Annotated in this window: 31 protein-coding genes; 15 read left to right on the top strand and 16 right to left on the bottom strand. The window is 65.1% G+C overall.

The features are described 5' to 3' along the window. Positions 1 to 36: 36 nt before the first annotated feature. The 5 genes from BM002_RS15420 to BM002_RS15440 all read right to left on the bottom strand — a co-directional run bounded on the left by BM002_RS15420 (position 37) and on the right by BM002_RS15440 (position 4,114). Positions 37 to 1,080 carry a permease gene (locus BM002_RS15420; protein ID WP_092783153.1) on the bottom strand — a complete coding sequence of 348 codons (1,044 nt, stop codon included), beginning with the start codon at positions 1,078 to 1,080 and terminating at the stop codon, positions 37 to 39. 47 nt (positions 1,081 to 1,127) lie between these two features. Further along, entirely contained in the window at positions 1,128 to 1,439 is a 312-nt protein-coding gene (locus BM002_RS15425; protein WP_092783156.1) for an ArsR/SmtB family transcription factor, read from the bottom strand. 93 nt (positions 1,440 to 1,532) lie between these two features. Continuing rightward, complete coding sequence (rpsI, locus tag BM002_RS15430; RefSeq protein WP_092783159.1) at positions 1,533 to 2,039, bottom strand: 30S ribosomal protein S9; 507 nt, start codon at positions 2,037 to 2,039, stop codon at positions 1,533 to 1,535. A 2-nt stretch (positions 2,040 to 2,041) separates the two neighbouring features. Continuing rightward, the gene (gene rplM / locus BM002_RS15435; protein WP_092783162.1) at positions 2,042 to 2,503 is read right to left on the bottom strand and encodes a 50S ribosomal protein L13; all 462 of its coding nucleotides are present in this window, start codon (positions 2,501 to 2,503) and stop codon (positions 2,042 to 2,044) included. A gap of 174 nt (positions 2,504 to 2,677) precedes the next feature. Beyond that, on the bottom strand, positions 2,678 to 4,114 hold the full coding sequence (locus BM002_RS15440; protein ID WP_092783165.1) for an aminotransferase-like domain-containing protein: 1,437 nt from the start codon (positions 4,112 to 4,114) through the stop codon (positions 2,678 to 2,680). Positions 4,115 to 4,236: 122 nt separating this feature from the next. Here BM002_RS15440 and BM002_RS15445 point away from each other — a divergent pair, with 122 nt between their 5' ends. Beyond that, positions 4,237 to 4,464 (top strand): DUF1127 domain-containing protein, encoded by a 228-nt coding sequence (locus BM002_RS15445; RefSeq protein ID WP_175484904.1) that lies wholly within the window; start codon positions 4,237 to 4,239, stop codon positions 4,462 to 4,464. Between the two features lie 61 nt (positions 4,465 to 4,525). Here the strand turns inward: BM002_RS15445 and BM002_RS15450 are convergent, their stop codons facing one another. Further along, positions 4,526 to 4,945: a PaaI family thioesterase gene (locus tag BM002_RS15450; protein WP_092783168.1), complete on the bottom strand. Its 420-nt coding sequence runs from the start codon at positions 4,943 to 4,945 to the stop codon at positions 4,526 to 4,528. Between the two features lie 54 nt (positions 4,946 to 4,999). Between BM002_RS15450 and BM002_RS15455 the strand changes: the two genes are divergently transcribed. From BM002_RS15455 to BM002_RS15515, 13 genes are all read left to right on the top strand, one after another. Then, positions 5,000 to 5,782, top strand: coding sequence for an enoyl-CoA hydratase (locus BM002_RS15455; RefSeq protein ID WP_092783329.1), 783 nt, complete (start codon positions 5,000 to 5,002; stop codon positions 5,780 to 5,782). Between the two features lie 41 nt (positions 5,783 to 5,823). Further along, a complete protein-coding gene (gene surE / locus BM002_RS15460) occupies positions 5,824 to 6,618 on the top strand; it encodes a 5'/3'-nucleotidase SurE (protein WP_092783171.1) in 795 nt (264 codons plus the stop codon). 7 nt (positions 6,619 to 6,625) lie between these two features. Further along, positions 6,626 to 7,261 carry a protein-L-isoaspartate(D-aspartate) O-methyltransferase gene (locus BM002_RS15465; RefSeq protein WP_092783174.1) on the top strand — a complete coding sequence of 212 codons (636 nt, stop codon included), beginning with the start codon at positions 6,626 to 6,628 and terminating at the stop codon, positions 7,259 to 7,261. A gap of 130 nt (positions 7,262 to 7,391) precedes the next feature. Beyond that, positions 7,392 to 8,507 carry a peptidoglycan DD-metalloendopeptidase family protein gene (locus BM002_RS15470; protein WP_245749287.1) on the top strand — a complete coding sequence of 372 codons (1,116 nt, stop codon included), beginning with the start codon at positions 7,392 to 7,394 and terminating at the stop codon, positions 8,505 to 8,507. A 118-nt stretch (positions 8,508 to 8,625) separates the two neighbouring features. Next, positions 8,626 to 8,856 carry a twin-arginine translocase TatA/TatE family subunit gene (locus BM002_RS15475; RefSeq protein WP_092783180.1) on the top strand — a complete coding sequence of 77 codons (231 nt, stop codon included), beginning with the start codon at positions 8,626 to 8,628 and terminating at the stop codon, positions 8,854 to 8,856. 24 nt (positions 8,857 to 8,880) lie between these two features. Continuing rightward, positions 8,881 to 9,336: a Sec-independent protein translocase protein TatB gene (gene tatB, locus BM002_RS15480; RefSeq protein WP_092783183.1), complete on the top strand. Its 456-nt coding sequence runs from the start codon at positions 8,881 to 8,883 to the stop codon at positions 9,334 to 9,336. Further along, entirely contained in the window at positions 9,333 to 10,247 is a 915-nt protein-coding gene (gene tatC, locus BM002_RS15485) for a twin-arginine translocase subunit TatC (protein ID WP_092783186.1), read from the top strand. The genes tatB and tatC overlap by 4 nt, the downstream gene beginning before the upstream one ends. Next, positions 10,244 to 11,080 carry an ATP-binding protein gene (locus BM002_RS15490; protein WP_092783189.1) on the top strand — a complete coding sequence of 279 codons (837 nt, stop codon included), beginning with the start codon at positions 10,244 to 10,246 and terminating at the stop codon, positions 11,078 to 11,080. Before tatC ends, BM002_RS15490 begins: the two co-directional genes overlap by 4 nt. Before the next feature lie 123 nt (positions 11,081 to 11,203). Continuing rightward, entirely contained in the window at positions 11,204 to 12,394 is a 1,191-nt protein-coding gene (locus BM002_RS15495; RefSeq protein WP_092783192.1) for an ABC transporter substrate-binding protein, read from the top strand. Positions 12,395 to 12,494: 100 nt separating this feature from the next. Then, positions 12,495 to 13,286: an ABC transporter ATP-binding protein gene (locus tag BM002_RS15500; protein WP_092783195.1), complete on the top strand. Its 792-nt coding sequence runs from the start codon at positions 12,495 to 12,497 to the stop codon at positions 13,284 to 13,286. Beyond that, positions 13,283 to 14,104, top strand: a complete 822-nt coding sequence (locus BM002_RS15505; protein ID WP_092783198.1) for an ABC transporter ATP-binding protein — start codon at positions 13,283 to 13,285, stop codon at positions 14,102 to 14,104. Before BM002_RS15500 ends, BM002_RS15505 begins: the two co-directional genes overlap by 4 nt. A gap of 66 nt (positions 14,105 to 14,170) precedes the next feature. After that, a complete protein-coding gene (locus BM002_RS15510; RefSeq protein WP_092783201.1) occupies positions 14,171 to 15,181 on the top strand; it encodes a branched-chain amino acid ABC transporter permease in 1,011 nt (336 codons plus the stop codon). Beyond that, entirely contained in the window at positions 15,178 to 16,470 is a 1,293-nt protein-coding gene (locus BM002_RS15515) for a branched-chain amino acid ABC transporter permease (protein WP_092783203.1), read from the top strand. Before BM002_RS15510 ends, BM002_RS15515 begins: the two co-directional genes overlap by 4 nt. Before the next feature lie 8 nt (positions 16,471 to 16,478). Here the strand turns inward: BM002_RS15515 and BM002_RS15520 are convergent, their stop codons facing one another. The 9 genes from BM002_RS15520 to BM002_RS19445 all read right to left on the bottom strand — a co-directional run bounded on the left by BM002_RS15520 (position 16,479) and on the right by BM002_RS19445 (position 23,855). After that, positions 16,479 to 16,853: a hypothetical protein gene (locus BM002_RS15520; protein ID WP_139212396.1), complete on the bottom strand. Its 375-nt coding sequence runs from the start codon at positions 16,851 to 16,853 to the stop codon at positions 16,479 to 16,481. After that, a complete protein-coding gene (locus tag BM002_RS15525) occupies positions 16,840 to 17,397 on the bottom strand; it encodes a hypothetical protein (RefSeq protein WP_092783209.1) in 558 nt (185 codons plus the stop codon). Before BM002_RS15525 ends, BM002_RS15520 begins: the two co-directional genes overlap by 14 nt. After that, positions 17,394 to 17,903, bottom strand: a complete 510-nt coding sequence (locus tag BM002_RS15530) for a hypothetical protein (RefSeq protein ID WP_092783212.1) — start codon at positions 17,901 to 17,903, stop codon at positions 17,394 to 17,396. The genes BM002_RS15525 and BM002_RS15530 overlap by 4 nt, the downstream gene beginning before the upstream one ends. Position 17,904: 1 nt before the next feature. After that, a complete protein-coding gene (locus BM002_RS15535) occupies positions 17,905 to 18,849 on the bottom strand; it encodes a DUF4123 domain-containing protein (protein WP_092783215.1) in 945 nt (314 codons plus the stop codon). Continuing rightward, positions 18,846 to 19,979 (bottom strand): flavodoxin-dependent (E)-4-hydroxy-3-methylbut-2-enyl-diphosphate synthase, encoded by a 1,134-nt coding sequence (gene ispG / locus BM002_RS15540; RefSeq protein ID WP_092783218.1) that lies wholly within the window; start codon positions 19,977 to 19,979, stop codon positions 18,846 to 18,848. Before ispG ends, BM002_RS15535 begins: the two co-directional genes overlap by 4 nt. An 86-nt stretch (positions 19,980 to 20,065) precedes the next feature. Beyond that, on the bottom strand, positions 20,066 to 21,340 hold the full coding sequence (locus BM002_RS15545; protein WP_092783221.1) for a helix-turn-helix domain-containing protein: 1,275 nt from the start codon (positions 21,338 to 21,340) through the stop codon (positions 20,066 to 20,068). 136 nt (positions 21,341 to 21,476) lie between these two features. Then, positions 21,477 to 22,703: a 5-aminolevulinate synthase gene (gene hemA, locus BM002_RS15550; RefSeq protein ID WP_092783332.1), complete on the bottom strand. Its 1,227-nt coding sequence runs from the start codon at positions 22,701 to 22,703 to the stop codon at positions 21,477 to 21,479. Between the two features lie 112 nt (positions 22,704 to 22,815). Further along, on the bottom strand, positions 22,816 to 23,388 hold the full coding sequence (locus BM002_RS15555) for a hypothetical protein (RefSeq protein WP_092783224.1): 573 nt from the start codon (positions 23,386 to 23,388) through the stop codon (positions 22,816 to 22,818). Positions 23,389 to 23,462: 74 nt separating this feature from the next. After that, complete coding sequence (locus BM002_RS19445; RefSeq protein WP_217641175.1) at positions 23,463 to 23,855, bottom strand: YbhB/YbcL family Raf kinase inhibitor-like protein; 393 nt, start codon at positions 23,853 to 23,855, stop codon at positions 23,463 to 23,465. A 149-nt stretch (positions 23,856 to 24,004) separates the two neighbouring features. Between BM002_RS19445 and BM002_RS15565 the strand changes: the two genes are divergently transcribed. Then, a complete protein-coding gene (locus tag BM002_RS15565) occupies positions 24,005 to 25,384 on the top strand; it encodes a M20/M25/M40 family metallo-hydrolase (RefSeq protein WP_092783227.1) in 1,380 nt (459 codons plus the stop codon). 69 nt (positions 25,385 to 25,453) lie between these two features. On the opposite strand, the gene BM002_RS15570 is transcribed toward BM002_RS15565, so the two are convergent. Further along, positions 25,454 to 25,777 carry a hypothetical protein gene (locus BM002_RS15570; protein WP_092783230.1) on the bottom strand — a complete coding sequence of 108 codons (324 nt, stop codon included), beginning with the start codon at positions 25,775 to 25,777 and terminating at the stop codon, positions 25,454 to 25,456. Positions 25,778 to 25,836: the final 59 nt, after the last annotated feature.

Consider the following 25,836-nt stretch of genomic DNA (forward strand, 5'->3'; position numbering starts at 1 on the left):
ATGCGCGGCGATCTGCACGGGGCCTGCCCGGTTCCATCAGCCCATCGTCCACACCTGAAACGCCAATCCCGCCGCCAGCGCGCCCGCCAGAGAGATCGCGATGTAGAGCAGAAAGACCGGCGGACGGACCAAGGCCCAGACCGCGATCGCAGCTGGCAGGGAAGTGACGCCACCCGCCACGAGGAACGACATCGCCGCCCCCGGTGCCATGCCCTGCGTCATCAGCCCGCCAACGAGCGGGAGCGCCGCGTAGCCGTTCAGGTAGGCAGGGACGCCAACGAGCGTGGCCAGCGCGATCGGGCCCGGACCCTGTCCACCCAGGATCTGCGTGATGGCTTCGGCCGGAATGAAGGCAAGCATCAGGCTTTCGAGCAGGAAGGCGAGGACCAGCCATTGCAGCAGGAACAGGGTCGTCTTGAGTGCTTCCCGCTTGAAGCGGTGCAGCCGTGCAGGCTCTGACCAGAAATGCCAGACGACGGGTTTCGGCGCGCGAACCGAGGCCGAGGCGCAGCCGCCGTTGCCGATGCCATCACGCAGGGGGCTGGTCAGAAATCCGCCGGCCATCAGCAACGCAACGGTATACCCGCCGAGGAGGCCGAGGCCGATGGCGGCGAGGGTCTTGGCCACTGCGAACTCTGCGCCCAGAACGCCCGACGTCAGCAGGAACATCGACGGGTCCATGATCGGTGAGGCAAGCCAGAATGCCATCACGGCCGACAATGGCACGCCCATCGTCAATAGGGCTGCGATCAGCGGGATCACCCCGCAAGAGCAGAAGGGCGAGAGCCCGCCCGCAAGGGCGGCAAGGAAAACCATCACCGCGGTCGAGCCGGTGAAGGCGCGGGCGATCAGGCTATCGGCGCCTGTCGCCCCGGCGCCTGCGGCGACAAGAACGGACAGGGCGAGGAAGGGACCGGTCGACAGCAGCGCGGAGGCGATGAAGGTCGCGCTGTCGGTGGCTTGCGACGGCGAGAGGGCGGCGATGATGGCAAGGATCGTCGCAGAGGCCAGCCATACTCTCTGTCGCTTCATGGCGGTTAAGATGGGCTTCGGCGGGGGAGGGGCGGTGATGTCAGTCATGGCTACATATCCAGTTTTGTAGTTATATTAGGGAAATAGAAAGCACGTCAGGCCGTATCTTTGGCATCTGCGATCCCGGCGCAGCATTCTTCGGTGAGGAACGCCAGCGTCCGGTTCATCACGGCGTAATCGACCCGGTTCACCACTTCGCGCCCCTGTCGTTCCTGCGTGACAAGCTCTGCGTCGGTCAGGCTTCGCAAATGATGGGCCAGCGTCGAAGGGGCGAGGGCCAGGTGGTGCCCGATCTGGCCGACCGTCATCCCGGTGTCACCGGCGCGGACAAGCAGGCGAAAGATCTGCAGTCGTGCTTCGTGCCCCAAGGCGGCGAGGGATCGGGCTGTGGTGTCGAGTCTGTCCATGAAGACTAAATAACCAGAAATATAGTTATATGCAACAGACCAAAAGAAAAGGCCCGCCAAACCGGGCGGGCCTTTTTGAAATCGTGATCGAAATCAGCGCTTGGAGAACTGGAAGCTCTTGCGGGCCTTGGCCTTGCCGTACTTCTTGCGTTCCACCACGCGGCTGTCGCGGGTCAGGAAGCCTGCCGCCTTGAGCGCGCCACGCAGGCCGGGCTCATAGAGTTGCAGCGCCTTGGAGACACCGTGCTTCACGGCGCCCGCCTGACCGGTCAGACCGCCGCCCTTGACGGTGGCCATGACGTCGAACTGGCCTTCGCGGTCGGTGATCTGGAACGGCTGGCGCAGGATCATCTGCAGCACGGGACGCGCGAAATAGGTGTTCACGTCCTTGCCGTTGACGATGACCTTGCCGGAGCCGGGCTTGATCCAGACGCGGGCGACGGCATCCTTGCGCTTGCCGGTGGCATAGGAACGGCCCAAGGAGTCGCGCACCGGCTCACGCGGGGCGGAGGTGTCCAGCAGGACGGTGTCGCCGCCGTCGGCCGGGGTGCCTTCGACGGCGCCCTTGAGGTCTTCGAGGGAGTTCAGTTGCTCAGCCATGATCAAGCGCTCCGGGTGTTCTTGGGGTTCATCGACTTGACGTCGAGGACTTCGGGCGACTGTGCCTCGTGCGGATGATCGGCCGACGCATAGACGCGCAGGTTGGTCATCAGCTGACGCGACAACTTGTTGCCCGGCAGCATGCGCTTGACGGCCTGGGTCAGGACCCGCTCGGGGAACTTGCCGTCGAGGATCTCCTGCGTGGTGCGCGACTTGATGCCGCCCGGGTGACCGGTGTGCCAGTAGTTCGGCTTGTCACGCTTCTTGCCGGTGATCTGCACCTTGTCGGCGTTGATCACGATGACGTTGTCGCCCATGTCCATGGACGGCGTGAAGGTCGCCTTGTGCTTGCCGCGCAGGCGCATTGCGATGATCGAGGCGAGGCGGCCCAGAACGACGCCTTCGGCATCGATCAGGATCCACTTCTTGTCGATCTTGTCGGGGGTCATGGTGAAGGTTTTCACGGCCCAATTCCTATCTGATCGGTGAATATCGGCGGGCCGAGGCCCCGTCCGGAGCGAACCCCGGCTGATTGCGCGCTTATAGACAGGCTATTGGCCGCGTCAATGCCCCCGGTCTTTTGAAAAATGTTCTATTTCAACAGGTTGTGATTGGGGTTCTATTTTACCCCACATCCATCACACCCGAAGCCCCTCGGGCGGCTGATCCAGCAGGCGACGCAACCGGCGGACCGCGTCTTCGAAGATCGCCAGGGACACGCCCGAATTGACGGCAAAACGGACCGCATGGGGGGCGTTGGCGTCCCGGCCCGTGTATTCCTCGGCGGCGCGGACCTTGACGCCCGCCGCCTCGGCCGCACGGCAGAAGGCCGAGGCGCGCCAGCCGTCGGGCAGTATCAGCCACAGGAACGAGACATCGTCGCGCCAGTGCAACTCGTGGTCCGACAGGATCGCGGCGGCGGCCCGCACGTAGGTGCCGACGACATCGCGGGTTTCGGCCATCAGACCGGGCAGGGCCGGATCGACGAAGAGCCGCGCCGCCAGATCGCTGAACGGCGTGGCCAGCCCGAAGGAGCTGTATTCCGCCGCCCGTCGCAGGGCCATGCGATGGCTGCGCGGTGCCATCGCAAATCCAAGTCGCAGGGCAGGGGTGATCGTCTTGGCGATGGAGGAGACATGCCAGGTCCGTTCCGGTGCCAGCAGGCGATAGCTGTCCACGTCGCCGCGCTGCATCTGGTAACAGTCGTCTTCGAGGATCTGGATATTTGCCGCCCGCGCCACCTCGATGATCTCGCGCCGGCGCGCCACCGGTGTCGCGATGCAGGTCGGATTGTGGACATCGGGCGAGGTGCACAAAAGCTGCACATCGGCCCCGCGCGCCGCCACTTCGAGCGCGTCAGGCAGGATGCCGTCCTTGTCCATGGCGACCGGGATCACCTCGGCCCGCAGCATTTCGGCCACCCGGCGAAAGCCCGGATAGGTCAGCTCCTCGATCAGGACGACGGGCCGTCGCCCGGTCAGCACCGCCTGCATGACAAGCCCGATGGCGTGCTGCCCGCCGTTGGTCAGGGTGATGTCATCAGCCTCCAGCGGGCCAAGCGTCGGATGGTCGAGAAAGCGGCGCACCGCCTCGCGTGCGGGGCGTTCGGCGGCGTGACTGGGATAGTGCATCATGCCCGAGGGCGGATCGGCGGCGATCTCTCCCAGAAGTCTGCGGATCAGATCGGCCTGACCGACGGACGGCAGATGCGGTGACAGCAGGTTCACCACCCGCGTCTCGTCGGTGCCGGTCAGATGCGGGGTCGAATCGACCTCCAGCGCCTGAAATTCGCGGTAGATCGGGGCAGGGCCCGTCACCTCGGCCACGAATGTGCCGCGTCCCACGGCGGCCTCGAGGACGCCGCCGTCGGTCAGCCGCGAATAGGCCCGCGCAACCGTGCCGGGCGTCACCCCGATCTTCCAGGCCAGATCGCGCACCGGCGGAAGCCTCGTGCCCGGCGCCAGGTCGCCCCGGGTGATGGCCGCGCGGATCGCGGATTCCAGAACGATGTATTTCGCGCGGTTGTCAGTGTCGAAATCGACCTCGATGACATTCCGATCCGTTATTGTACCCATGACAATGTTTCGCTGGCTGTTTCAGGTGCGGAATTGTATCACTGATTCACACCATATCGGTGAAATTGTATCAACACAAGCACGGAGCATCACGCCCCTTCGGTCCTTGAAAGGAGCCTCCCATGACTGTCGCAGTCTTCGCCAATCCTGCTCTCAACGCCAATATCCCCTTCGCCGCATCCCCGGTGGCCCAGGCGCTTGTCACGGCTGGCACGGTGCTCGCGACATGGGAGATGCGGGGCCGCACCCGTCGGCATCTTCGCGACATCTGCCCCAGTCGCTATGCCGATCTGGGTCTGACCACGGCCGAGGTGCTGCTGGAAGTTGACAAGCCGTTCTGGCGCGCCTGATCCATATCCATTCTCTTCCCCCCTGGCCGGGTATTCCCAGGAATATCCGGTCTTTTTTCGCTCAGGTGACAGGCGGGATCGAATAGGTCAGGGATGCGCGCGCCACGGGGCGATCGTCGCCGACCGAGTGCAGCAGGCAATCGCCCACGGCCAGAACGCGGCCCAGTTTCAATAGACGAACGTCGCACAAAAGGTCGACGCCCGCGACGGGCTTGCGCATGAAGTCGATGGAGCAATTCGTGGTCACCGCCAAGGCCACCGGCCCGATGCGCGCCAGGATGGCAAGGTACACCGACACATCGGCCAGGGCGAACATGGACGGGCCCGAGATTGTACCCCCGGGCCGCAGGTGCCGCTCTGATACAATCAAGCGAACGGTCAGGCCGTCCGCGCGGACTTCTTCGACGGTGAAGTCGTCGCGGACCTGCGGGAAAGCCTCTGCAAGGAAGGCACCGAGCGCGGGGATGTCCATCTTCGTCATTGCAAAACCTCTGCTGCCTGCGCACCCTCGCCACGTGTGGCGGAGGTGTATTCGATGTCTGACATCTTAAGGTGGGATGACCAAGGCGGCATCGTCAGGTTGACGTTGAACGATCCGGGCACCCTCAATTCCCTGTCGGACGAGATGTTGGCCGCGCTGTCGGCACAGCTGTCCGACATCGCGGCCAGCGATGCCCGCGTCGTCGTTCTGGCCGCCGAGGGGCGGGCGTTCTGTGCCGGTCACCATCTGAAACAGATGCAGGCCATGCGACAGGCCGAGGATGGCGGGCGCGCGGCCTTTGCCGACCTCTTCGACCGCTGCGCCGCCGTGATGGGTCAGATCCGCAACCTGCCGCAGCCGGTTATCGCCCGCGTCCATGGCCTTGCCACCGCTGCGGGGTGCCAGCTGGTCGCGACCTGCGATCTGGCGATTGCATCCATGGATGCGGAATTCGGCGTGAACGGTGTCGATATCGGCCTGTTCTGCTCCACCCCGATGGTGGCGCTCACCCGCAATGTCGGGCGCAAGCGCGCGTTCGAGATGTTGTCGATGGGTCTGTTTCTGACGGCGGAGGAGGCGCGGGACGCGGGCCTCGTCAACCGGGCCGTGCCGCCCGAGGTGCTGGACGATTGCGTGGACGACTATGCCGGGCGTTTGGCCAAAAAACTGCCGACAGCCGTCCGGGTCGGCAAGGGCATCTTTCATGCGCAGGCCGAATTGCCCGTCGATGCCGCATACACGCTCGCCCGCGACGCCATGGTCGAGAACCTGGGCCACGCGGATACGGCAGAGGGGATACAGGCATTTCTGGAAAAGCGTGCCCCCCGCTGGACATGACCGAACCCACCCCCGTAAAGCGCTAGGCAAAGGGGACAAGCATGCGAATTCTGATCACCAATGACGACGGCATCGCTGCCCCCGGCCTCGAGGTGCTGGAGGCGATTGCCCGCGACGTCGCGGGCGAGGGGGGCGAAGTCTGGACCGTGGCACCCGCGTTCGAGCAATCGGGCGTCGGGCATTGCATCAACTACGTCAAGCCGTCCATGGTCTCGAAGATGGGAGAGCGGCGCTATGCCGTCGAAGGCTCGCCCGCCGACTGCGTTCTGGCGGGCCTTGGCGAAATCGTCGATGGGCCGGTCGATCTGGTCCTGTCGGGCGTGAACCGGGGCAACAACGCAGGCGAGAACACGGTCTATTCCGGCACCATCGGCGCGGCGATGGAAGCGGCATTGCAAGGCGTGCGCGGGATCGCGATGAGCCAGTTCTACGGCCCCGAAAATGTCGATCTGGACAATCCCTTCGAGGCCTCGGCTGTCCACGGAGCCGACTGCGTGCGCCGACTTGTGTCCGATGCGCCCTGGGGCGGGGACCATTACAAGCTGTTCTACAACGTGAATTTTCCGCCGCTGCCGGCCGACAAGGTGCGCGGGCTTGCCGCCGTGGCACAGGGCTACCGCGGGGATGGCCGCATGGGCGTCGCGCCGCAAACCTCGCCCTCCGGGCGCAAATACCTCTGGATCCAGGGAAGCGCCCAGGGTGAGCCGACGCAGCCCGGCACGGACGTGAAGGCCAATGTCGAGGGCTGGGTGTCGGTGACGCCGATGCGCTGCGATCTGACCGACCAGGCGACGCTTGCCGCGCTGCGCGGTGTTCTGGACGACTACAGGGGGTAGGGCGCGGATGTCACCCGAGGATACGATGCGCCTTCTGGTCACGCTCCGCTCGCGCGGTGTGACGGACAAGCGGGTGTTGACGGCGATGGAGCGGGTGGACCGCGCGCGTTTCGTGTCCGAGACCTTCGCGTCGCGCGCCTATGCCGACGTGCCCCTGCCGATCGCCGCGGGCCAGACCACCAGCCAGCCATCTGTCGTGGGCATCATGACCCAGGCCCTGGGCGTGGAGCCGCGCGACAAGGTTCTGGAGGTGGGCACCGGCACCGGATATCAATCCGCAATCCTGTCGCAGCTGGCCCGCCGGGTCTATACCGTGGAGCGTCACCGCGCGCTGGCACAGACCGCGAGGGCCAATCACGAGGCGCTTGGCCTGACCAATGTGACCCAGATCACGGGCGACGGCAGCCACGGCCTGCCTGATCAGGCGCCCTTCGACCGCATTCTTGTAACCGCCGCCGCAGAGGATCCGCCCGGTCCCCTGTTGGCACAACTGCGGATCGGGGGTAGCATGGTGGTACCGGTGGGTGTGTCCGACCATGTGCAGACCTTGATCAAGGTGACGCGCACGCCGGGTGGGTACGATTACGACGAACTCTCCACCGTGCGCTTCGTGCCATTGGTGGAAGGGGTGGAGAACGGCTGAAGACCGTCACCGCCAGACATTGGGGCAGACCCCGAACACGGGGCCGCGCGGCAAACATCGCGTGAAGACATGGGGGACAGAGATGTCCGGAACAGGCAGGCAGACCCGTTTGGCGGGGCTTCTTTCAAGCGTGATCATTCTGGCGGGCTGTCAGGGGATCAGTCCGAACGGGCTGGATTTCGATCTGCGCAACACGGCCGGATCGCTGGATACCTCCAGTGCGGTGCGTCAGGCACCGGCCGACCGGCCCCGGCCCGACGACAGCGGGCTGATCACCTATCCCAACTATCAGGTCGCCGTGGCACGGCGGGGCGATACCGTCGCCTCGGTTGCATCGCGCGTCGGCATTCCCGCGGGGGAATTGGCACGATTCAATGGCTTGAATACGGGCGACACGCTGAACAAGGACGCGGTTCTGGCGCTTCCGCGTCGGGTGAACCCCGGTGCCGCGCCCGGCGGTCGGACGGACATCACGACAATTGCTGGGGCAGCCATCGACCGTGCCTCCGGTCCGACGGCGACGCCTGTGTCGGTCCAGGGCGGCGAGGAGCCTGTGCGCCATCAGGTCGCGCGCGGCGAGACGGCGTTCTCCATCGCGCGCCTCTACGGTGTCAGCCCGTCCAGCCTCGCGGAGTGGAACGGCCTGCCCTCCGACCTTGCCGTGCGCGAGGGGCAGTTCCTGCTGATCCCGCTGGTCATCGGCGAAGACGGTGCGACCGAAATCGCGACACCCGATCCCGGGCAGGGGACGACCACGCCGGTTCCGCCCTCGGCCTCTTCCGCACTGCCGGAGACCGTTGAATCCGCGCCGCTTCCCGACAGCCCGAACCTGGACCAGTTCCGCACCGAGGCCAGTGCCGACCCCGAGCCGACGACCCCGCCCCCCGCACCGGCCACGGTGCCCGCGTTGCGCAAACCCGTGGACGGCAGCGTCCTGCGCGGCTTCTCGTCGCGCAACGAAGGCGTCGATTTCCGCGCGGCCGAAGGCAGCCCGGTCAGCGCCGCCGCCGCCGGAACCGTGGCCGCGATCACCCGGGACACCGATCAGGTGCCGATCCTGGTTCTGCGCCATGCGGACGGGTTGCTGACGGTTTACGCCAATATCAAGGACATCCGGGTCGAAAAGGGCGACAGCGTTAGCGCGGGCCAGCGCATCGCAAGTGTCGGCGGCGGCGATCCCGCGTTCCTGCACTTCGAGGTGCGGCGCGGCTTTGACGCCATCGATCCGGAGCCGCTCCTGCGCTGACAGTCGCGTAGGGTCGCGCAATTTTGCGTGCGACCGCTTTCATGTGGCGGTCGCAATGCGTAGATAGAAGCCGGATGTGATTGCGGGGCCGGACCACGGCCCCTGAGGGAGAACTGAAATGCTCAACAATATCGGCCTTCCGGGCCTTCTGCTCATCGCTGTTGTCGTTCTTGTGCTGTTCGGACGGGGCAAGATTTCCTCGCTCATGGGCGAAGTCGGCAAGGGCATCACCTCGTTCAAGAAGGGCGTCGCCGACGGCGCCAAGGACGATGATACCGATCCGGCGCTGGCCGATGGCACCTCGGCCCGGGACGTGACGCCCGAGAAGACCGAAAAAGACAAGGTCTGATCGCCGACCCGCGGGAGAGACCTGATGTTCGACATCGGCTTTGGTGAAATGCTCGTCGTGGGCGTTGTGGCGCTGATCGTGGTCGGCCCCAAGGACCTGCCCAAGATGTTCCGCACCTTCGGGGAGTTCACCGGCAAGGCCCGCCGCATGGCACGCGAGTTTCAGGGCGCGATGAATGACGCTGCCCGCGACAGCGGGATCGACGATGTGACCGCGGATCTTCGCAAGATGGCCAACCCCAAGAAGTTCGGGATGGACGCGCTGAAGGATGCGACCGGCGATCTGTCAGCCTGGAACCCGGACGAGGCGGATGGCAAGCCGCCCTCGGCCAGTGCCGGGCTGAGCCCGGATCGCGCGGCCGCCAAGGCCAAGATCGATGCCGCCTATGCCGCCAAGGCCGAGGCGAAGGCTGCTTCGGAAGCTGCCGAATTGTCAGGTGAGCCCGAGATCGAGCCCGCCACGCCGGAGACCAAGGCATGACCGCGCAGGACGACATCGAGGGAAGCTCTGCCCCGCTGATCGAGCATCTGGCCGAGTTGCGCACCCGGCTGATCAAGTCGGTGCTGGCCTTTCTGATCGGAATGATTGTCTGTTTCGCCTTCGCGGACAACATCCTCGCCTTTCTGCTGACGCCCATCGAAGAGACGATGCGCGCGCTCGGCGACCCAAGCCCCCGGATGCAATACACCGCGCCGCAGGAATACTTCTTCACCCAGATCCGCGTGTCTGTGGTCGGCGGCCTGATCGTCTCCTTCCCGGTCATTGCACATCAACTCTGGCGGTTCGTGGCCCCTGGCCTCTACAAGAACGAGAAGAACGCCTTTCTGCCGTTCCTCGTCGCCTCGCCCCTGCTGTTCCTGCTCGGTGCGGCCTTTGCCCATTACGTCGTCGTCCCGCTGGCCATGCAGTTCTTTCTGGGCTTTGCCGACGTGCGCGACGTGGTTGCCGGGGCCATCCCGACCGAGGTGCCGGACGGAGTCGTCATCACCGCGCCCGCCGTGACGGAAGACACCGGGATCGACATCGTCTTTGACGGCAAGGTCAATGAATCGCTCGATATCACGCTCAAGATGATCGTGGCGTTCGGGCTGTGTTTCCAGTTGCCGGTCCTGCTGACCCTGATGGGCAAGGCGGGTCTCGTATCGGCCAAGGGACTGGCAGGCGTCCGGAAATATGCCGTCGTCGGCATCCTGATCCTTGCTGCCCTTGTGACGCCGCCGGACGTGATCACCCAGATCATCCTGTTTGTGGTGGTCTTCGGCCTCTACGAGGTGTCGATCTGGCTGGTCCGGTGGGTCGAGCACAAACGCGAAAAGCAGCTCAAGGCGGACGGTCTGTGGGATGAAGACATACACGGATCGGGCACCGTCGAGGACGAGAAACCATCGTGAGCGGGTCGGAACCGGCTCTGGAGCGGATTGCCGCGGCGCTTGATCGTCTGGCCCCCGGGCCCGCCGCGGCCCCGGACTGGAGCGCGTCGGCCTATGTCTGGGATACTTTCCCCGACCGTTTGGTGGCCGTGCCCAAGCCCAATCGGATCGCCCTCGACCTGCTGGTCGGGATCGACCGGGCGCGGGATACGCTTCTGACGAATACCCGGCGCTTCGCGGATGGCCTGCCTGCCAACAACGCGCTCCTCTGGGGCGCGCGCGGAATGGGAAAATCAAGCCTGGTCAAGGCGGTACACGGCGAACTTGAAGCGACCGGCCTCAAGCTGGTGGAATTGCAGCGCGAAGACATCCAGACCGTCGGCCGCCTGCTGCACCTGCTGCGCGATGCCCCGCACCGCTTCGTCCTGTATTGCGACGACCTCAGCTTCAGCCACGATGACGCTGCCTACAAGTCGCTCAAGGCGGTTCTGGATGGCGGGATCGAGGGGCGGCCCGACAACGTGATCTTCTATGCGACGTCCAACCGCCGCCACCTGATGCCGCGCGACATGATCGAGAACGAACGCGGCAGCGCCATCAACCCCGGCGAGGCGGTCGAGGAGAAGGTGTCGCTGTCGGACCGCTTCGGCCTCTGGCTCGGGTTCCATGCCTGCGATCAGGACAGTTTCCTGGCGATGATCGACGGCTATTGCGCGGCCTACGGGGTGACGGTGGAGCCTGCGAATCTGCGCGCCGAGGCAATCGAGTGGCAGGCGACACGCGGATCACGCTCCGGACGCGTTGCATGGCAATTCTTTACCGATCTGGCCGGACGGCAGGGGATTTCTCTGTGAAGCCCGTCTTTGGCCGCGATTAAATTTGCAAACGGCGTCATTTGAGCGCTTTCATCTTAGGCAGATGCTGCATAATCTCGCTCCCCAAGGCTCATCAAAGAGTCGAACTCAGGGAGACTACATATGAAAAAACTTTTGCTCGCTTCGGTTGCGACGCTGGCGGCGTCGGCGGCTTTCGCCGATGGCCACTCGCCCGTGAAGCTTGGCGTTGTGCTCGGTTTCACCGGCCCGCTGGAAAGCCTTGCCCCGGCAATGGCCGGCGGTGCGGAACTGGCGATGTCCGAAGTGACCGACTCCGGCCTGCTGCTCGGCGGCGTGACCGTTGAGCCGGTTCGCGGCGACAGCACGTGCATCGATGCGGCGGCGGCCACTTCGGCGACCGAGCGTCTGATCACCGGTGACGGCGTTGCCGGTATCGTCGGTGCCGACTGCTCGGGCGTGACCGGTGCGATGCTTCAGAACGTGGCGCTTCCCAATGGTGTCGTCATGATCTCGCCCTCGGCCACCTCGCCCGGTCTGTCGACCGCCGAAGACAACGGCCTGTTCTTCCGCACGGCGCCTTCGGATGCGCGTCAGGGCGTCATCATCGCCGACATCCTCAAGGAGCAGGGCATCGAGAGCGTCGCGCTGACCTACACGAACAACGACTACGGCAAGGGTCTTGCCGATGCGTTCCAGGCCGCCTTCGAGGAAGCTGGCGGCACCGTCACGATCTCGGCCGCCCATGAAGACGGCAAGGCCGATTATTCCGCCGAAGTCGGCGCGCTGGCCGCCGCCGGTGGTGAGCGTCTGGTCGTTGCGGGCTACGTCGACCAGGGCGGTTCGGGCATCGTTCGCGCGGCTCTCGACTCGGGCGCCTTCGACACGTTCCACTTCCCCGACGGCATGATTTCCCAGGCCCTCGTCGACAACTTCGGCGACGAGATCGACGGCTCCTCGGGCGCCAACCCCGGCACCGACAGCCCCGGCGCACAGCTGTACCAGGAAATGGCCGCAGCGGTCGATATTGACGGCACTTCGCCCTTCTCGGCAGAAGCCTATGATGCAGCCGCGCTCATCATGCTGGCCATGCAGGCTTCCGGATCTGCCGATCCGAGCGTCTACAAGGACAAAGTCATGGATGTGGCCAACGCCCCGGGCGAGCAGATCCTGCCCGGCGAATTGGCCAAGGCTCTCCAGATCCTCGCTGACGGTGGCGAAATCGACTATGTCGGTGCGTCCGCAGTGGAGCTGATCGGGCCCGGCGAGTCGGCTGGCAACTATCGCGAAGTCGGCTTCGAAGGTGGTGAGCTGAAGGTCATCGGCTACCGCTGATCCCGGCCATTGCGCATCTGGACGGCCCCGGTTGAACACCGGGGCCGTTCCACAAAAGCCGCCACGGGGACATGGTGCGGCACACAACGGGGAAATCTCTATGATCGAGGTCCAGGACCTGCATCGCCATTTCGGCGGGTTTCGTGCTGTGGACGGCGCAAGCCTGCGGATCGAACCCGGGTCGATTACCGGTTTGATCGGTCCGAACGGCGCGGGAAAAACGACGCTTTTCAACGTGATAGCGGGCGTTCTTAAACCAACATCAGGGCGCGTGACCATGGCGGGTGAGGATATCACCGGCCTGTCGCCGCATGTCTTGTTCCACAAGGGGCTGCTGCGGACCTTTCAGATCGCCCATGAATTTTCGTCGATGACCTGCCGCGAGAACCTGATGATGGTGCCGGGCGGGCAATCGGGCGAGACGCTCTGGAACACCTGGTTCGGGCGCAAGCGGATCGCGAACGAAGAACGCGCGCTCCGGGCCAAGGCGGACGAGGTTCTGGAGTTCCTGACCGTGTCGCACCTGGCCGAACAGCGTGCCGGGCAAATCTCCGGCGGTCAGAAAAAGCTGCTGGAACTGGGCCGCACCATGATGGTCGACGCCAAGATCGTCTTCCTCGACGAGGTGGGGGCCGGCGTGAATCGCACGCTCCTGAACACCATCGGCGACGCGATCATCCGGCTCAATCAGGAGCGGAATTACACCTTCGTCGTGATCGAACACGACATGGATTTCATTGGCAAGATCAGCGACCACGTCATCTGCATGGCCGAGGGCAAGGTCCTGGCCGAAGGATCACTGGCCGAGATCAAGGCCAACGAACAGGTGATCGAGGCCTATCTGGGCACCGGCCTGAAAAACAAGGATCAACTGGAAGGAGCGCCGACATGAGCGACCCCTACCAGGACAACCGCGGCAACAAGGACGCGTCCATCACCAACCCGCACGGTCGCGGCACCATGAGTGCGGGCACCGCCAGCGGCGAGCGGTCGCGCACGCAGGATGCCTATCTGATCGGCGACAGCATGACCGGCGGCTACGGGCAGGGGCCCGACATCCTCCACGATTGCACCATCGCGGTGAACAAGGGCGAAATCGCGGTGATCGTCGGCCCGAACGGGGCTGGCAAATCCACCGGCATGAAGGCTGTCTTCGGCATGCTGAACCTGCGCAAGGGCGCGGTGCGGCTGGACGGCGAGGACATAACGGCGCTGTCTCCGCAGGACCGGGTGGTCAAGGGCATGGGCTTCGTGCCCCAGACCTCGAACATCTTCACCTCAATGACGGTCGAGGAAAATCTGGAAATGGGCGCCTTCATCCGGCGCGACGATTTCCGCAAGACGATCGAACAGGTCTACGAGCTGTTCCCGATTCTGGGCGACAAGCGTCGGCAGGCCGCGGGCGAGCTGTCGGGCGGTCAGCGCCAGCAGGTCGCCGTGGGTCGCGCCCTGATGACGCAGCCCAAGGTCCTGATGCTCGACGAGCCGACGGCGGGGGTCAGCCCCATCGTCATGGACGAACTCTTCGACCGGATCATCGAGGTCAGCCGCACCGGCATCCCGATCCTGATGGTGGAGCAGAACGCACGTCAGGCGCTCGAGATCGCGGACAAGGGATATGTGCTGGTGCAGGGGCGAAATGCCCACACCGGCACCGGGAAAGAGTTGCTGGCGGACGACGAAGTTCGGCGCAGCTTTCTGGGGGGCTGAGCCGATGCGTTTCGTAAAACCCGCGCGCAAATTGTCCGATCGGGCGCTCTCGAAAAAGGTAGACTGATGGACTTTCTGAACGCCCTTGTGGCGCTTGCAAACTTCGTGATCGTCCCGGCTCTGGCCTACGGCAGCCAATTGGCGCTCGGTGCGCTCGGCGTGACGTTGATCTATGGCATCCTGCGGTTCTCGAACTTCGCCCATGGCGACACGATGGCCTTCGGGACGATGGCTACGATCCTTGCCACTTGGGCCATGCAATCGGCCGGGATCAGCTTTGGGGTGCTGCCGACGGCGCTTTTGGCGCTTCCCATCGGGATTGCGGCGACGGGTCTGCTGCTGCTTGGCACAGATAGGCTGGTTTATAAGTTCTACCGGGTGAAAAAGGCGAAACCAGTGATTTTCGTGATTGCCTCGCTTGGCGTGATGTTCGTGATGAACGGCATCGTCCGCTTCATCATCGGGGTCGACGATCAGCAGTTTGCCGATGGCGAGCGCTTTCTGATCACAGCCCGTGACTTCCGCACGATGACGGGTCTGGAGGAAGGTCTGGCGATCAAGACCACGCAGGTCATCACGGTCGCCGTCGCCATCATCGTCGTCGCGATCCTGTTCTGGTTCCTCAACAAGACGCGGACGGGCAAGTCGATGCGCGCCTATTCCGACAACGAGGATCTGGCGCTTCTGTCGGGCATCAACCCCGAGCGGGTGGTGATGTACACCTGGCTGATCGTGGGCGGTCTGGCGACGATTGCCGGCGTGCTTTACGGCCTCGACAAGAGCTTCAAGCCCTTCACCTACTTCCAGTTGCTGCTGCCGATTTTCGCGGCGGCCATCGTGGGTGGCCTGGGCAGTCCGGTCGGGGCCATCGCGGGCGGCTTCGTGATCGCCTTCGCCGAGGTGACGATCACTTATCCGCTCAAGAAACTGCTCGGCTACCTGCTGCCCGACAGCCTGGCGCCCGACGGTCTGGTTCAGCTTCTGTCGACCGACTACAAATTCGCGGTCAGCTTCGTGATCCTGATCATCGTGCTGCTGTTCCGGCCGACCGGTCTGTTCAAGGGGAAATCGGTATGAACATGCGTGCAATCCTCCTCTTTACCGGCGTGGCCTTGCTGTTCGTCGGGACGGGCATCATCCAATCCTGGAACGTCTCGCTGACGATCCTTAACATGGCGCTGATCTCGGCGATCATGGCGCTTGGGGTGAACATGCAGTGGGGCTATGCCGGCCTCTTCAACGTGGGGATCATGGGCTTTGTGGCCCTGGGCGGCCTTGGTGCGGTCCTCGTCTCCATGCCTCCCAATACCGAGGCTTTGGCCGCTGGCGGCCTGCGCATCGTCGCCGGTCTGTCCCTAGGCGCGGCCACCGTGATCGGGGCGATCCTGGTGTTCCGCAAAGCGGGCAAATGGCGGGGGTGGGCCGTTGCGGCGGTGTTGTTCGTGGGCTTCTTTGCCTACCGCGCCGTCATGGACCCGGGCGTCATCGCGGTCGAGGCGGTCAACCCGGCCTCCTCGGGCAATATCGGTGGCCTCGGCCTTCCGGTCATCCTGGCCTGGCCCGTCGGCGGTCTGCTGGCGGCGGGGGCGGCCTGGATCATCGGCAAGACGGCCCTTGGTCTGCGGTCGGATTATCTGGCCATCGCCACGCTCGGCATCGCGGAAATCGTGATCGCCATGCTCAAGAACGAAGACTGGTTGGCCCGGGGCGTCAAGAACGTCATCGGCCTGCCGCGTCCCGTGCCCTATGAGATCGACCTTCAGAACAGCCAGAGTTTCATCGAAACGGTGACCGAGTTCGGCTTCGACCCGGTGACCGCCTCGACCATCACGGTCAAGCTAGCCTATGCGGGCATCTTCGCGGTCGTCCTGATCGGGCTTTTGTGGCTGGCGCAGGCCGCGCTCGCGTCGCCCTGGGGGCGCATGATGCGCGCCATCCGCGACAACGAGGTCTCGGCCGAAGCCATGGGCAAGGACGTCACGGCCCGCCACCTTCAGATCTTCATCCTGGGCTCTGCGATCTGCGGTCTGGCCGGGGCGATGATGACCACCCTCGACGGTCAGCTGACGCCCGGCACCTATCAGCCGCTGCGCTTCACATTCCTGATCTGGGTCATGGTGATTGTGGGCGGATCGGGGAACAACTTCGGCTCGGTTCTGGGCGGGTTCCTGATCTGGTGGCTCTGGGTTCAGGTCGAGCCGCTCGGCGCCCTCCTGATGGAGGGGATCACGGCGGGCATGGCCGATGGCACCTGGCTCAAGGGGCATCTGCTCGACTCGGTGGCGCATATGCGTCTCCTGACCATGGGCCTGATCCTGCTGCTGGTGCTGCGGTTCTCGCCCCGGGGGCTGCTCCCCGAGAAATAGCGCGGGCCTCAGGTCAGCGTCAGAACCTCGCGTGGGCCGGATCGGCCCATGCGCCGAAACCCGCAGGCGGCCAGCGTCGTGGCCGACGCGCCGCCCGCATCGACCATCGCGAACAGCGGTCGGTCCGTGATCTGCCCCAGGCAGGTGGAACAGAACGCCCGCGACAGGCCATAGCCGCGCAGGTCGGGATGCATCCACAGACCGATCTGGCGAAGCCCCGGGAAATGCACGAATATCTGCGGCAGGCCCCGTTCATGCATCAGAATGTGACGGGCCCCCGGATTGCGCAGATCAAAATAGGTCGCGACCTCGCGCGCCACTTCGGGATCGCCCCGCACGGCAAGGCCCAAAGCCTCTCCGGTCAGCCACTCAATCTGCGTCATCGCCTTGCTGCGCGGCCAGTTGCGCGTTCGTCGGCCCCTCGCCGGTGCGGGTCAGGAAATCGTCCCATTCCGCCTCCATCTCTGCGGGCGTGGCCCCATCGATCAGGAACCGGCGCAAGGCCCCGGTCGTCACGGTGCGGGCAAGGTCGGACATGTCGGCCAGAAGGACGATCTGGTCGATCTCGTCTTCGGGGCCGGTGACGCCGCGCCGTTGAAAATAGAGGTCGACCGAGACCGCGCAATCCGTCTTGGACGCGACATCGCGACAATACGGCAGGCCCTCGGGGTTTTCGAGCAGAAGGATGCGCGCCCCGCGACGCAGGTCGGGACGCCAGAAGTCGAGCATCACCGGCTCCCAATAGGTGACGTCCTCCGCGTCCCGCTCGGCCGCCTGAAGCGGCTGGCAGCGGGCCGCGAAATCCTCGCCCAGGGCCTCGCGCGCAAGGGCGGCCCAATAGAGCTCCAGCATCAGGAACGAAGCGTCGTTCTCCCGGAAATCCGCAAAGGGAAAGAGGCTGTGCGCCCGGAGCTCGTCCAGTGTCATGTGATGAAGTTCGGGGTGCAGCCATAGCTGTCCACGTCAAAGCGGTTGCTGCCGCGCGATCCGGGACGATCCCGAAAGGATTGCTGCCCGAGGAAGCCGCCCGGAGGACGGTTCCCCACCCAGGTTTGCAGGCGCACCTTGGCGTCCGCCAGCGCGCTTTTCTGGCTTCGGCTGAGCATGGCATAGGTCGCCTCGGCCAGAGCGATCCCGGCGATCGACGTGACCGGGGCCGAGGGGCTGACGATCGGGGGCGCGCCAAGGGTGGCCCCGCCACGACCGCCGATGATGGACCCCTGCGCGTGGACGCGGACGGACCACGGGCGGTTGCAGCGCCGTTCGGACGTATCGGTCTGGGTGCCCGTCGCGGGCACGGTGCGGGTCTGACTGCGCGACTGGCTCATCACATAGATGCCGCCGACCAGCGTGATGACACCCAATCCGGCATAGGCCACCCATCCCGGCGGCCCACCCGCCAGAAGCGGTGCCCCTGCGACCATCGTTCCCATGTCATCCCTCCTGTTGCATGCGGGCGATCATGTGGAACGCCATCGTCAGTTGCCGGGCTTTCGCTTCGGGAATCAACATTGGATTCCGCGTCGCATAGTGGAAGGCGGGCTCGGAAGTGATGTCCATTCCCGTCGCATAGATGATCGCCAGAAGTTCCGCTGTCGTTTCCGGCCTTTCGATGCCCATGGCGTCGATCCGGCGGGCATAGGCGTATCTGCGCCGCAGGGGCAGCGCGTCCATCGGCGGCACCAGGGTGGGCGACCGGTCGCGGATCAACGCCTCTGCATCCTGGCCCAACCGCAAGGCCCGCATCGCGCGCCCGGCCAGCGTCAGACGTTGCACCAGCGGCGGGTCGAGGGTCAGGCGCTTCGCCTCGCGCACGGCCTCCTGCGGGCGAAGCCGCCACCATGCCGCGCCGGTCGGATGGGGCAGGGTGATCGCCCGGATCCCGGTGCCGAAAACCGCCGCAACCAGATCGGGACGCCGCCGGAGGAACGGACGCAGCGCATGCATCGTCTCGGGCGCCCAGATCCGCAGGATCTGCTGCCGCCCGTCGTCCGTGGGTGGCAGACGGTGCAGGCGGCGCAGATGATCGCGCACCTCTGCAAGCGGTTGATCCGTCGTCAGAAACACCGTCGCCTTGGCCGCAAGAAACCCCTGCGGACCAGGCGCGGGGCTCAGCAGGCGCTGTGTCAGATCGCTCTTGGGGTCGGCCACAAAGATCCAGGGTGCCGTGTCGCCCATTCCGTCATTTTGCGAGATGTCGAACAGGCAGAGATGCTCGGCCCCCGCTTCGGCCAAGAGTTCGCGCAGGCCGAAGACGCGCGCACCCTCGACGACTGCGATCGTTCGGGTGTTCGGTGGAAAGACGAAAGCGGCCAAGGCATCGGGCGCCGCATCTTCCGCCAGAATGTCATGGCCAATCGCCTCGGCCCCGTGGGTCACTCGGCGGCCTGTGTCTCGGCTGCGGCGGTGGCATCGATCTCGGCGGCCTTCTTTTCGACCTGTTCGACGATGTGGTCGATCATCTGGTCGTTGCTCATCTTGTGGCTCTGCTTGCCCGCCAGATAGACCATCCCGGCCCCGTTCCCGCCGCCGGTAAAGCCGACATCGGTCATCAATGCCTCGCCCGGGCCGTTGACCACGCAGCCGATGATCGACAGCGACATCGGCGTCTTGATGTGCTCCAGCCGCTGCTCCAATGCCTCGACCGTGCGGATCACGTCGAACCCCTGCCGCGCACAGGACGGGCAGGAGATGATGTTCACGCCACGATGGCGCAGTCCGAGGGATTTGAGGATCTCGAACCCGACCTTCACCTCCTCGACCGGATCGGCGGACAGGGACACGCGGATCGTGTCTCCGATCCCCATCCACAGCAGATTGCCCAGACCGATGGCCGACTTGATCGTCCCGGACGTCAGGCCCCCGGCTTCGGTGATGCCAAGGTGGATCGGTGCATCTGTCGCATCGGCCAGCCCCTGATAGGCGGCGGCGGCCAGAAAGACGTCCGACGCCTTCACCGAAATCTTGAACTCGTGGAAATCGTTGTCCTCGAGGATGCGGATGTGGTCCAGACCGCTTTCGATCATCGCCTCGGGGCAGGGTTCGCCATATTTTTCAAGCAGATGCTTTTCCAGCGATCCGGCGTTCACCCCGATCCGTATCGAGCAATTGTGGTCCCGCGCGGCCTTGATCACCTCGCGCACGCGGTCGGCAGACCCGATGTTGCCCGGATTGATCCGCAGGCACGCCGCCCCGGCCTCGGCCGCTTCGATCCCGCGTTTGTAGTGGAAATGGATGTCGGCGACGATGGGCACCGGGCTTTCGGCCACGATCTCCTTCAAGGCCTTCGACGACGCCTCGTCGGGCACAGAGATCCGCACGATGTCGGCCCCCGCATCGGCCGCGGCCTGCACCTGCGCAATCGTCCCGGCCACATCCGTGGTCAGCGTGTTGGTCATGGTCTGCACGGAAATCGGCGCGTCGCCCCCCACGGGGACGGAACCGACCATGATCTGACGGCTTTTGCGGCGATCGATCTGGCGCCAGGGACGAATGGCATGAAGCGACATCGGCGGACTCTCCTGCGGTCTCAGCTGTGACAGCTAATGCCGGGACGGGGGCGGCGCAACTGCCGCCGCCCATTTGTCACATCGGATCAGTCGACGAGCGGAAGGGCCGGTTCGGCGGTCAATTCGGCCACGACGCGGGCCAGGTCCGCATCGTCGTTCAGGTCGGCGACCGTGAGCGTCTCGCGCACGGACTCGGCGGTCAGCGCCACGTTGGACACGACCTGCGCGCCGGGGGCCAGCGGGCCGAACGTCTCGCCTGCGACGGCCAGATAGATCGCGCCGGAATTGCCCGTCCGCAGCGTCGAGGGCGCCTCGGACGCGGGCACTTCGTAGGTTTCGCCCGGCTCCAGGATCTTCTCGAACAGGGTGTCGCCCTCGCTCGACCGAACGCGGACCCAAGCGGAGCGGACAGCAACCAGAACCACCGAGTCCGGTCCCTGGGCCAAGACGCGGGGCGTTGCGGGCGCGTCGGAGCCGAGCGCTTCGGCAAGTGCTGCGTTCACCGAGCTGCCGATGCTGGCGGCATCCGGTCCGGCAAGGCCCGAAGGCTCCGCCGAGGCCAGCGCGCCGAAGGAGCCCGGCGAGATGCTGGCAATCGGCGCGTCCCGCGCGGTCAGGATCGGCGCATCCAGCGCCTGCGGACGATAGAGTCGGGCCAGCGCATCCTGCGTCGGCGCCTCGATCCCGTTGTCGTCGGGCGCGGCCAGCTGTATCCCGGTCGGGGCCAGCGGGTCGAGTTCCGCAATGAGTTCAGGGGCTTGTTCCACCGGCGCGACCTGAACCCGCTGCACTTCCTGCACGATGGTCCAGCCGCCGTAGCCAAGACCGGCCACCAGCGCGACCAGCACGGCGAGGGAGCCGAGCGCGCCCGGTTCGAACCCGGCAAAGACGGGCGTGGCCTTGTTAGCGAAGGGGTTGCCGCTCAGGATCGGGTCGACTGGCACGGCGGTTTTCTTGGCGCGGGCCTTTGCGACGGCGGTGCGCGGGGCCGGAGCCAGGTCGAAAATCGCCTGACGGCGCGACACTTCGGATTCCATCGGCTTGAGGGCCTGGAACCCGCCAAATCCGGATTCTTCGCAGAAGCGGGCGAAAACGATTTCGGGATCGAGGTCGAGATAACGCGCATAGCTGCGCACGTATCCGGCGACGAAACTGAGCGAATCGAACGCGGTCAGATCGGCATTCTCGATGGCGGCGATATAGCTTGCCTTGATGCGCAGCTCTCGCTGCACATCCATGAGCGATTTGCCGAGAGTCGCACGTTCACCGCGCATCTCGTCGCCCAGACGCATCTCGAAACTGTCATACCCCCGCGCAGGAGTCTGAGCCTTGGAAAGGAACTTCGATTTCCGGCCGAACATGGGCCTGCCCCGCAAATTGTGGACGCGCCTCTTTGACTGTGCGCGTTTCCGCCTATGGAATGGACCCCGACTCCCCATCGGATTCCTACTGCTAGCCCTAGACTAGCAGAATTTCAGGCACAATGCACGTCAAGCTTCATCCAACGGCTTTGGCACGATTCAGCGCACAATGAGACCACAGGTTGTCCATCGCGTGGATCAATCCGTCGATCATCCTGGGGCTGTGCACCGGCGAGGGCGTGAAGCGCAGGCGTTCCGTGCCGCGCGGAACGGTCGGAAAATTGATCGGCTGCACGTAAATGCCATGATCCGACAGCAGCCGGTCCGAGATCATCTTGCATTTCACCGGGTCGCCCACATGAACCGGCACGATGTGACTGCCGTGGTCGATGATCGGCAACCCGAGCCCGCGAAGCCGCAGTTTCAGGACGGCGGCGCGTTCCTGATGCAGGTCGCGCAATGCCTGATCAGTCTTCAGATGCCGCACGCTGGCGGCGGCACCCGCCGCAATCGACGGAGTGAGCGACGTGGTGAAGATGAACCCCGGCGCATAGGACCGGACCGCGTCGCACATCTTGGCCGAGGCCGCGATATATCCGCCCATCACGCCGTAAGCCTTGGCCAGCGTGCCGTTGATGATGTCGATCCGGTGCATCAGCCCGTCCCGCTCGGCGACGCCCGCGCCGCGACGGCCGTACATCCCGACCGCATGCACCTCGTCGATATAGGTCAGCGCGCCGAATTCCTCGGCCAGGTCGCAAATCGCGGCAATTGGGCCGAAATCGCCGTCCATCGAATAGATCGATTCGAAGGCGATCAGCTTGGGGGCCGCCGGATCATCCGCCGCCAGCAATTCGCGCAGATGCGCCACATCGTTGTGCCGGAAGACCCGCTTGGCCCCACCGTTGCGGCGCACCCCCTCGATCATCGAGGCGTGGTTGAGCGCGTCGGAATAGATGATCAGACCCGGAAACAGCTTGGGCAAGGTGCTCAGCGTCGCGTCATTGGCGATATAGGCGGAGGTGAAGACAAGCGCCGCCTCCTTGCCGTGCAGGTCGGCCAATTCCGCCTCCAGCGCCTTGTGATAGACCGTCGTCCCCGAAATATTGCGCGTGCCGCCCGATCCGGCGCCGGTGGCGTCAAGCGCCTCGTGCATTGCGGCCAGGACGACAGGCTGCTGCCCCATCCCGAGGTAATCGTTGCCGCACCAGACGGTGATGTCCTTTTCGGATCCGTCTGGGCGCGTCCAGACGGCATGCGGGAACTGACCGCGGCGACGCTCGATGTCGATGAAGGTCCGGTAGCGTCCTTCGTCGTGAAGCGCCTGAAGCGCCCTGTCCAGGCCTGCCGCGTAATCCGTCATCTTGTCACTTTCTTCATCGTTCCGGGTCGTCGGCGTCCTGTCACCTGTCCGGTTTTTGAGCACATAGGTCTGTGGCCTGCATTGATCCAGATCACAGATTGTCGCGCAATTCCTACTGCGCGACGGCCACTTCACAATCGCGCGCGCCTTTCGCGGCGCAGGCGGCCACCGCAGCGGCCCGCCCGTTTCCAAGACCCCAGGCCCCCGTCGTGGGCGAGATGGCCAGGGCGGCCTCGCGGCCCGCCCGTCCGAAATCGCGGCCGTCGACCGCCTTGGTCGCCGCCTGGCTGAGCGTCAGGGCGCGACCCGTCTGATACTGGCGCGGCAGAATCTCGGCGATGATGACGCAGGCGGGGCCACCGGCACGGGCTGCGTTGCAGCCCTCTACGGCAGCGGCGCGGGCGGCTTCGATGGTGTGATAGTTGAACGCCCCGCGCGTCGCCTCGGATTGCAGGCCCTCGGACGGCGCGGCGGCCATGGCCCCATAGTAGTCAAGCTGCGCGACCTTGGGCATCTGGCCAAGGGTGGCGATATCGGCCTGGCTCAGGAACGGCTGCGCGACGATCTGCACCGTGGCCCCGCGCGTCCCGAACAGCAGGCGCTTGGCGGCGCTTTGGTCGGGAACCTGCTGCGCCAATGTGGGCATACTGGTCAGCATCAAGGCAATGAGGGCGGAACGGATCATCACGGAACTCCGGCTGGCAGGACGGTTGCGTGCCTCTATAAGGCATCCCGCCCCAAGTCAAAGTCCGGAATTCCCTACTCGGGATAGCGCCGCCGCGCCGTCGCCGTGCCCAACGTCCGGCCGCCGCCGCGCGCCTCGGCCCGCCATTCATAAGTATGCACGCCGTTCGGCGGGCAGGGGCTCTTGTAGCGGAAGATCCCGGCCGGCAATTGACCGGACGTCGACATCCCGACCCGGCCGCCGCCGTGGTTGAAGCCGGGAACATCCAGATCGACCAGGCGGAATCGCACCTCGGTGGTGCCGGGCGGCAGGTCCGATACGACGAACGCCGGGCTGCCAACCGTATTGGGCCGCCCGTTGGTACAGGGGGCCAGCCCGTCCCAGGTGAACGAAAGACCAAAGGCATTCGCGGCACCGGTGGCGCAAAGCAGGGTGGTGACGGCAAGAGCGGACAGGGACAGGTGCATCGGAGCCTCCGACATCGAGGGGGAAATCACGGAATGCCCCCACCCTAACAGGTCGGACGCGCGATCCCAAATTGCGCCACCCACTGGACAGGGCCGGGCCATGCGCGCACCAAGGTTGGCAAACACCCGAACCGACGCCCGGAGGCCTCATGTCCGACCCCATTCCCGCCATCCTCAAGCGGATCGATGCCGACCAGCCGCGTGCCCTGGACCGCTTGATGGAGCTGCTGCGCATCCCTTCCATCTCGACCGATCCGGCCCATGCCGACGATTGCGAAACGGCTGCCGATTGGCTGGTCGCGGAGCTGACGGACCTTGGTTTCAAGGCCTCCAAACGCGCCACGCCGGGCCATCCGATGGTGGTGGCCCATGGCGGCGAAGGCGCGCGGCACGTCCTGTTTTATGGCCACTATGATGTGCAACCCGTCGATCCTCTGAGGCTGTGGAACCGCGATCCCTTCGATCCCGCCGTCGAACAGACGGCGCGGGGTCCGGTGATCCGCGCGCGGGGCGCTTCCGATGACAAGGGTCAATTGATGACCTTTCTCGAAGCCTGCCGCGCCTGGAAGGCGGAAACTGGCGGGCTGCCCTGTCGCCTGACGATCCTGTTCGAGGGCGAGGAGGAATCGGGCTCCCCCTCGCTCGTTCCCTTCCTCAAGGAGAACGCCGACGAGTTGCGGGCCGAAATCGCCCTGATCTGCGACACGGGCCTGTTCGACGACCGGGTGCCCGCGATCATCACGACACTGCGAGGCCTTCTGGGCGAGGAAGTCACCATCACCGGCCCCGACCGCGACCTGCATTCGGGGATGTATGGCGGCCCGGCCATGAACCCGATCCGGGTCCTGACGCGCATCCTCGGCGGTTTGCACGACGATCAGGGGCGGGTGCAGGTGCCGGGCTTCTATGACGGCGTCGGAGAGCCGCCGAGCCAGGTCAAGGCAAGCTGGAACAATCTCGGGTTCTCGACCGAAGCCTTCCTCGGTGAGGTGGGTCTCAGCCATGCGGCGGGGGAAGTCGGGCGGAGCGGGCTGGAGCAGATCTGGTCGCGGCCGACGGCGGAAATCAACGGGATCACGGGGGGTTACACCGGTGACGGGTTCAAGACGGTGCTGCCCTCCAAGGCCTCGGCCAAGGTCAGTTTCCGGCTGGTCGGCGGACAGGATCCGATCCGCCTGCGCGAGAGTTTCCGCGATTGGGTCATCGCGCAGATGCCGCCCGACTGCCAGGTTACCTTCGCCGAGCACGGCGCCGCGCCGGCCTCGGCGATGGAGACCGAAAGCGAGGTCTTCGTTGCCGCGCAATCCGCGCTGACCGAGGAGTGGGGCCTGCCCGCGGCCTTCATCGGCGGCGGCGGTTCGATCCCGATCGCGGGCTATTTCCAGAGCGTTCTGGGGATGCAGTCGATGCTGGCGGGGTTTGCCAAGGACGATGACCAGATCCATTCCCCGAACGAGAAATACGACGTCGAAAGCTTCCGCAAAGGCGTGCGGAGTTGGGCGCGCATCCTGCGAAAACTGGCGGACTAGGCCCGATAGGAAGAGGCGCGCCCCCGGGGCCGGGACGCGCCTTTTTTGCTGGAAACCTGAGGTCTCAGATCATTCGTCTTCGGCGCTCGCGGCCTTGATCTGAGCGAAAATGTCAGCGCCGACAGTGGGTTGGCCCGAGAAGGACGTGGCGCCGTTCAGGCCGCGCAGGTCGGAGGGGCTGTCCTGGTCGGCGTTGAAGATGTCGTAGGCGAGGCCCGAAGTGCCCGAGCGGGTCGAGACGGTCACGCCATTGTCGGCCTGGCCGAGCTTGGCGACCGAAGCGCGGTCGCTGCCTTCGAGCGAGCCGTGCAGCTTGGTGTAGACGTCGGCCGACGCGGGGACGGCGGCCAGGGTTGCGACGGCGATGAGGGCGGAAGTGATGAAGGTTTTCATTGTGTTAGTCCTTTGTGTGTTGCGAGGACCCTGTTCGTTGCGGCGGGTCCGGGGTTTGA

The organism is Jannaschia pohangensis, assembly GCF_900113875.1.
Classification (GTDB): domain Bacteria; phylum Pseudomonadota; class Alphaproteobacteria; order Rhodobacterales; family Rhodobacteraceae; genus Jannaschia; species Jannaschia pohangensis.

Coding starts and splice junctions, on each gene's coding strand:
- BM002_RS15420 (WP_092783153.1), bottom strand. CDS start 1,080: ATGACTGACATCACCGCCCCTCCCCCGCCGAAGCCCATCTTAACCGCC.
- BM002_RS15425 (WP_092783156.1), bottom strand. CDS start 1,439: ATGGACAGACTCGACACCACAGCCCGATCCCTCGCCGCCTTGGGGCAC.
- rpsI (WP_092783159.1), bottom strand. CDS start 2,039: ATGGCTGAGCAACTGAACTCCCTCGAAGACCTCAAGGGCGCCGTCGAA.
- BM002_RS15440 (WP_092783165.1), bottom strand. CDS start 4,114: ATGGGTACAATAACGGATCGGAATGTCATCGAGGTCGATTTCGACACT.
- BM002_RS15445 (WP_175484904.1), top strand. CDS start 4,237: ATGACTGTCGCAGTCTTCGCCAATCCTGCTCTCAACGCCAATATCCCC.
- BM002_RS15450 (WP_092783168.1), bottom strand. CDS start 4,945: ATGACGAAGATGGACATCCCCGCGCTCGGTGCCTTCCTTGCAGAGGCT.
- BM002_RS15455 (WP_092783329.1), top strand. CDS start 5,000: ATGTCTGACATCTTAAGGTGGGATGACCAAGGCGGCATCGTCAGGTTG.
- surE (WP_092783171.1), top strand. CDS start 5,824: ATGCGAATTCTGATCACCAATGACGACGGCATCGCTGCCCCCGGCCTC.
- BM002_RS15465 (WP_092783174.1), top strand. CDS start 6,626: ATGTCACCCGAGGATACGATGCGCCTTCTGGTCACGCTCCGCTCGCGC.
- BM002_RS15475 (WP_092783180.1), top strand. CDS start 8,626: ATGCTCAACAATATCGGCCTTCCGGGCCTTCTGCTCATCGCTGTTGTC.
- tatB (WP_092783183.1), top strand. CDS start 8,881: ATGTTCGACATCGGCTTTGGTGAAATGCTCGTCGTGGGCGTTGTGGCG.
- tatC (WP_092783186.1), top strand. CDS start 9,333: ATGACCGCGCAGGACGACATCGAGGGAAGCTCTGCCCCGCTGATCGAG.
- BM002_RS15495 (WP_092783192.1), top strand. CDS start 11,204: ATGAAAAAACTTTTGCTCGCTTCGGTTGCGACGCTGGCGGCGTCGGCG.
- BM002_RS15500 (WP_092783195.1), top strand. CDS start 12,495: ATGATCGAGGTCCAGGACCTGCATCGCCATTTCGGCGGGTTTCGTGCT.
- BM002_RS15505 (WP_092783198.1), top strand. CDS start 13,283: ATGAGCGACCCCTACCAGGACAACCGCGGCAACAAGGACGCGTCCATC.
- BM002_RS15510 (WP_092783201.1), top strand. CDS start 14,171: ATGGACTTTCTGAACGCCCTTGTGGCGCTTGCAAACTTCGTGATCGTC.
- BM002_RS15515 (WP_092783203.1), top strand. CDS start 15,178: ATGAACATGCGTGCAATCCTCCTCTTTACCGGCGTGGCCTTGCTGTTC.
- BM002_RS15520 (WP_139212396.1), bottom strand. CDS start 16,853: ATGACGCAGATTGAGTGGCTGACCGGAGAGGCTTTGGGCCTTGCCGTG.
- BM002_RS15525 (WP_092783209.1), bottom strand. CDS start 17,397: ATGACACTGGACGAGCTCCGGGCGCACAGCCTCTTTCCCTTTGCGGAT.
- BM002_RS15530 (WP_092783212.1), bottom strand. CDS start 17,903: ATGGGAACGATGGTCGCAGGGGCACCGCTTCTGGCGGGTGGGCCGCCG.
- ispG (WP_092783218.1), bottom strand. CDS start 19,979: ATGTCGCTTCATGCCATTCGTCCCTGGCGCCAGATCGATCGCCGCAAA.
- BM002_RS15545 (WP_092783221.1), bottom strand. CDS start 21,340: ATGTTCGGCCGGAAATCGAAGTTCCTTTCCAAGGCTCAGACTCCTGCG.
- hemA (WP_092783332.1), bottom strand. CDS start 22,703: ATGACGGATTACGCGGCAGGCCTGGACAGGGCGCTTCAGGCGCTTCAC.
- BM002_RS15555 (WP_092783224.1), bottom strand. CDS start 23,388: ATGATCCGTTCCGCCCTCATTGCCTTGATGCTGACCAGTATGCCCACA.
- BM002_RS19445 (WP_217641175.1), bottom strand. CDS start 23,855: ATGCACCTGTCCCTGTCCGCTCTTGCCGTCACCACCCTGCTTTGCGCC.
- BM002_RS15565 (WP_092783227.1), top strand. CDS start 24,005: ATGTCCGACCCCATTCCCGCCATCCTCAAGCGGATCGATGCCGACCAG.
- BM002_RS15570 (WP_092783230.1), bottom strand. CDS start 25,777: ATGAAAACCTTCATCACTTCCGCCCTCATCGCCGTCGCAACCCTGGCC.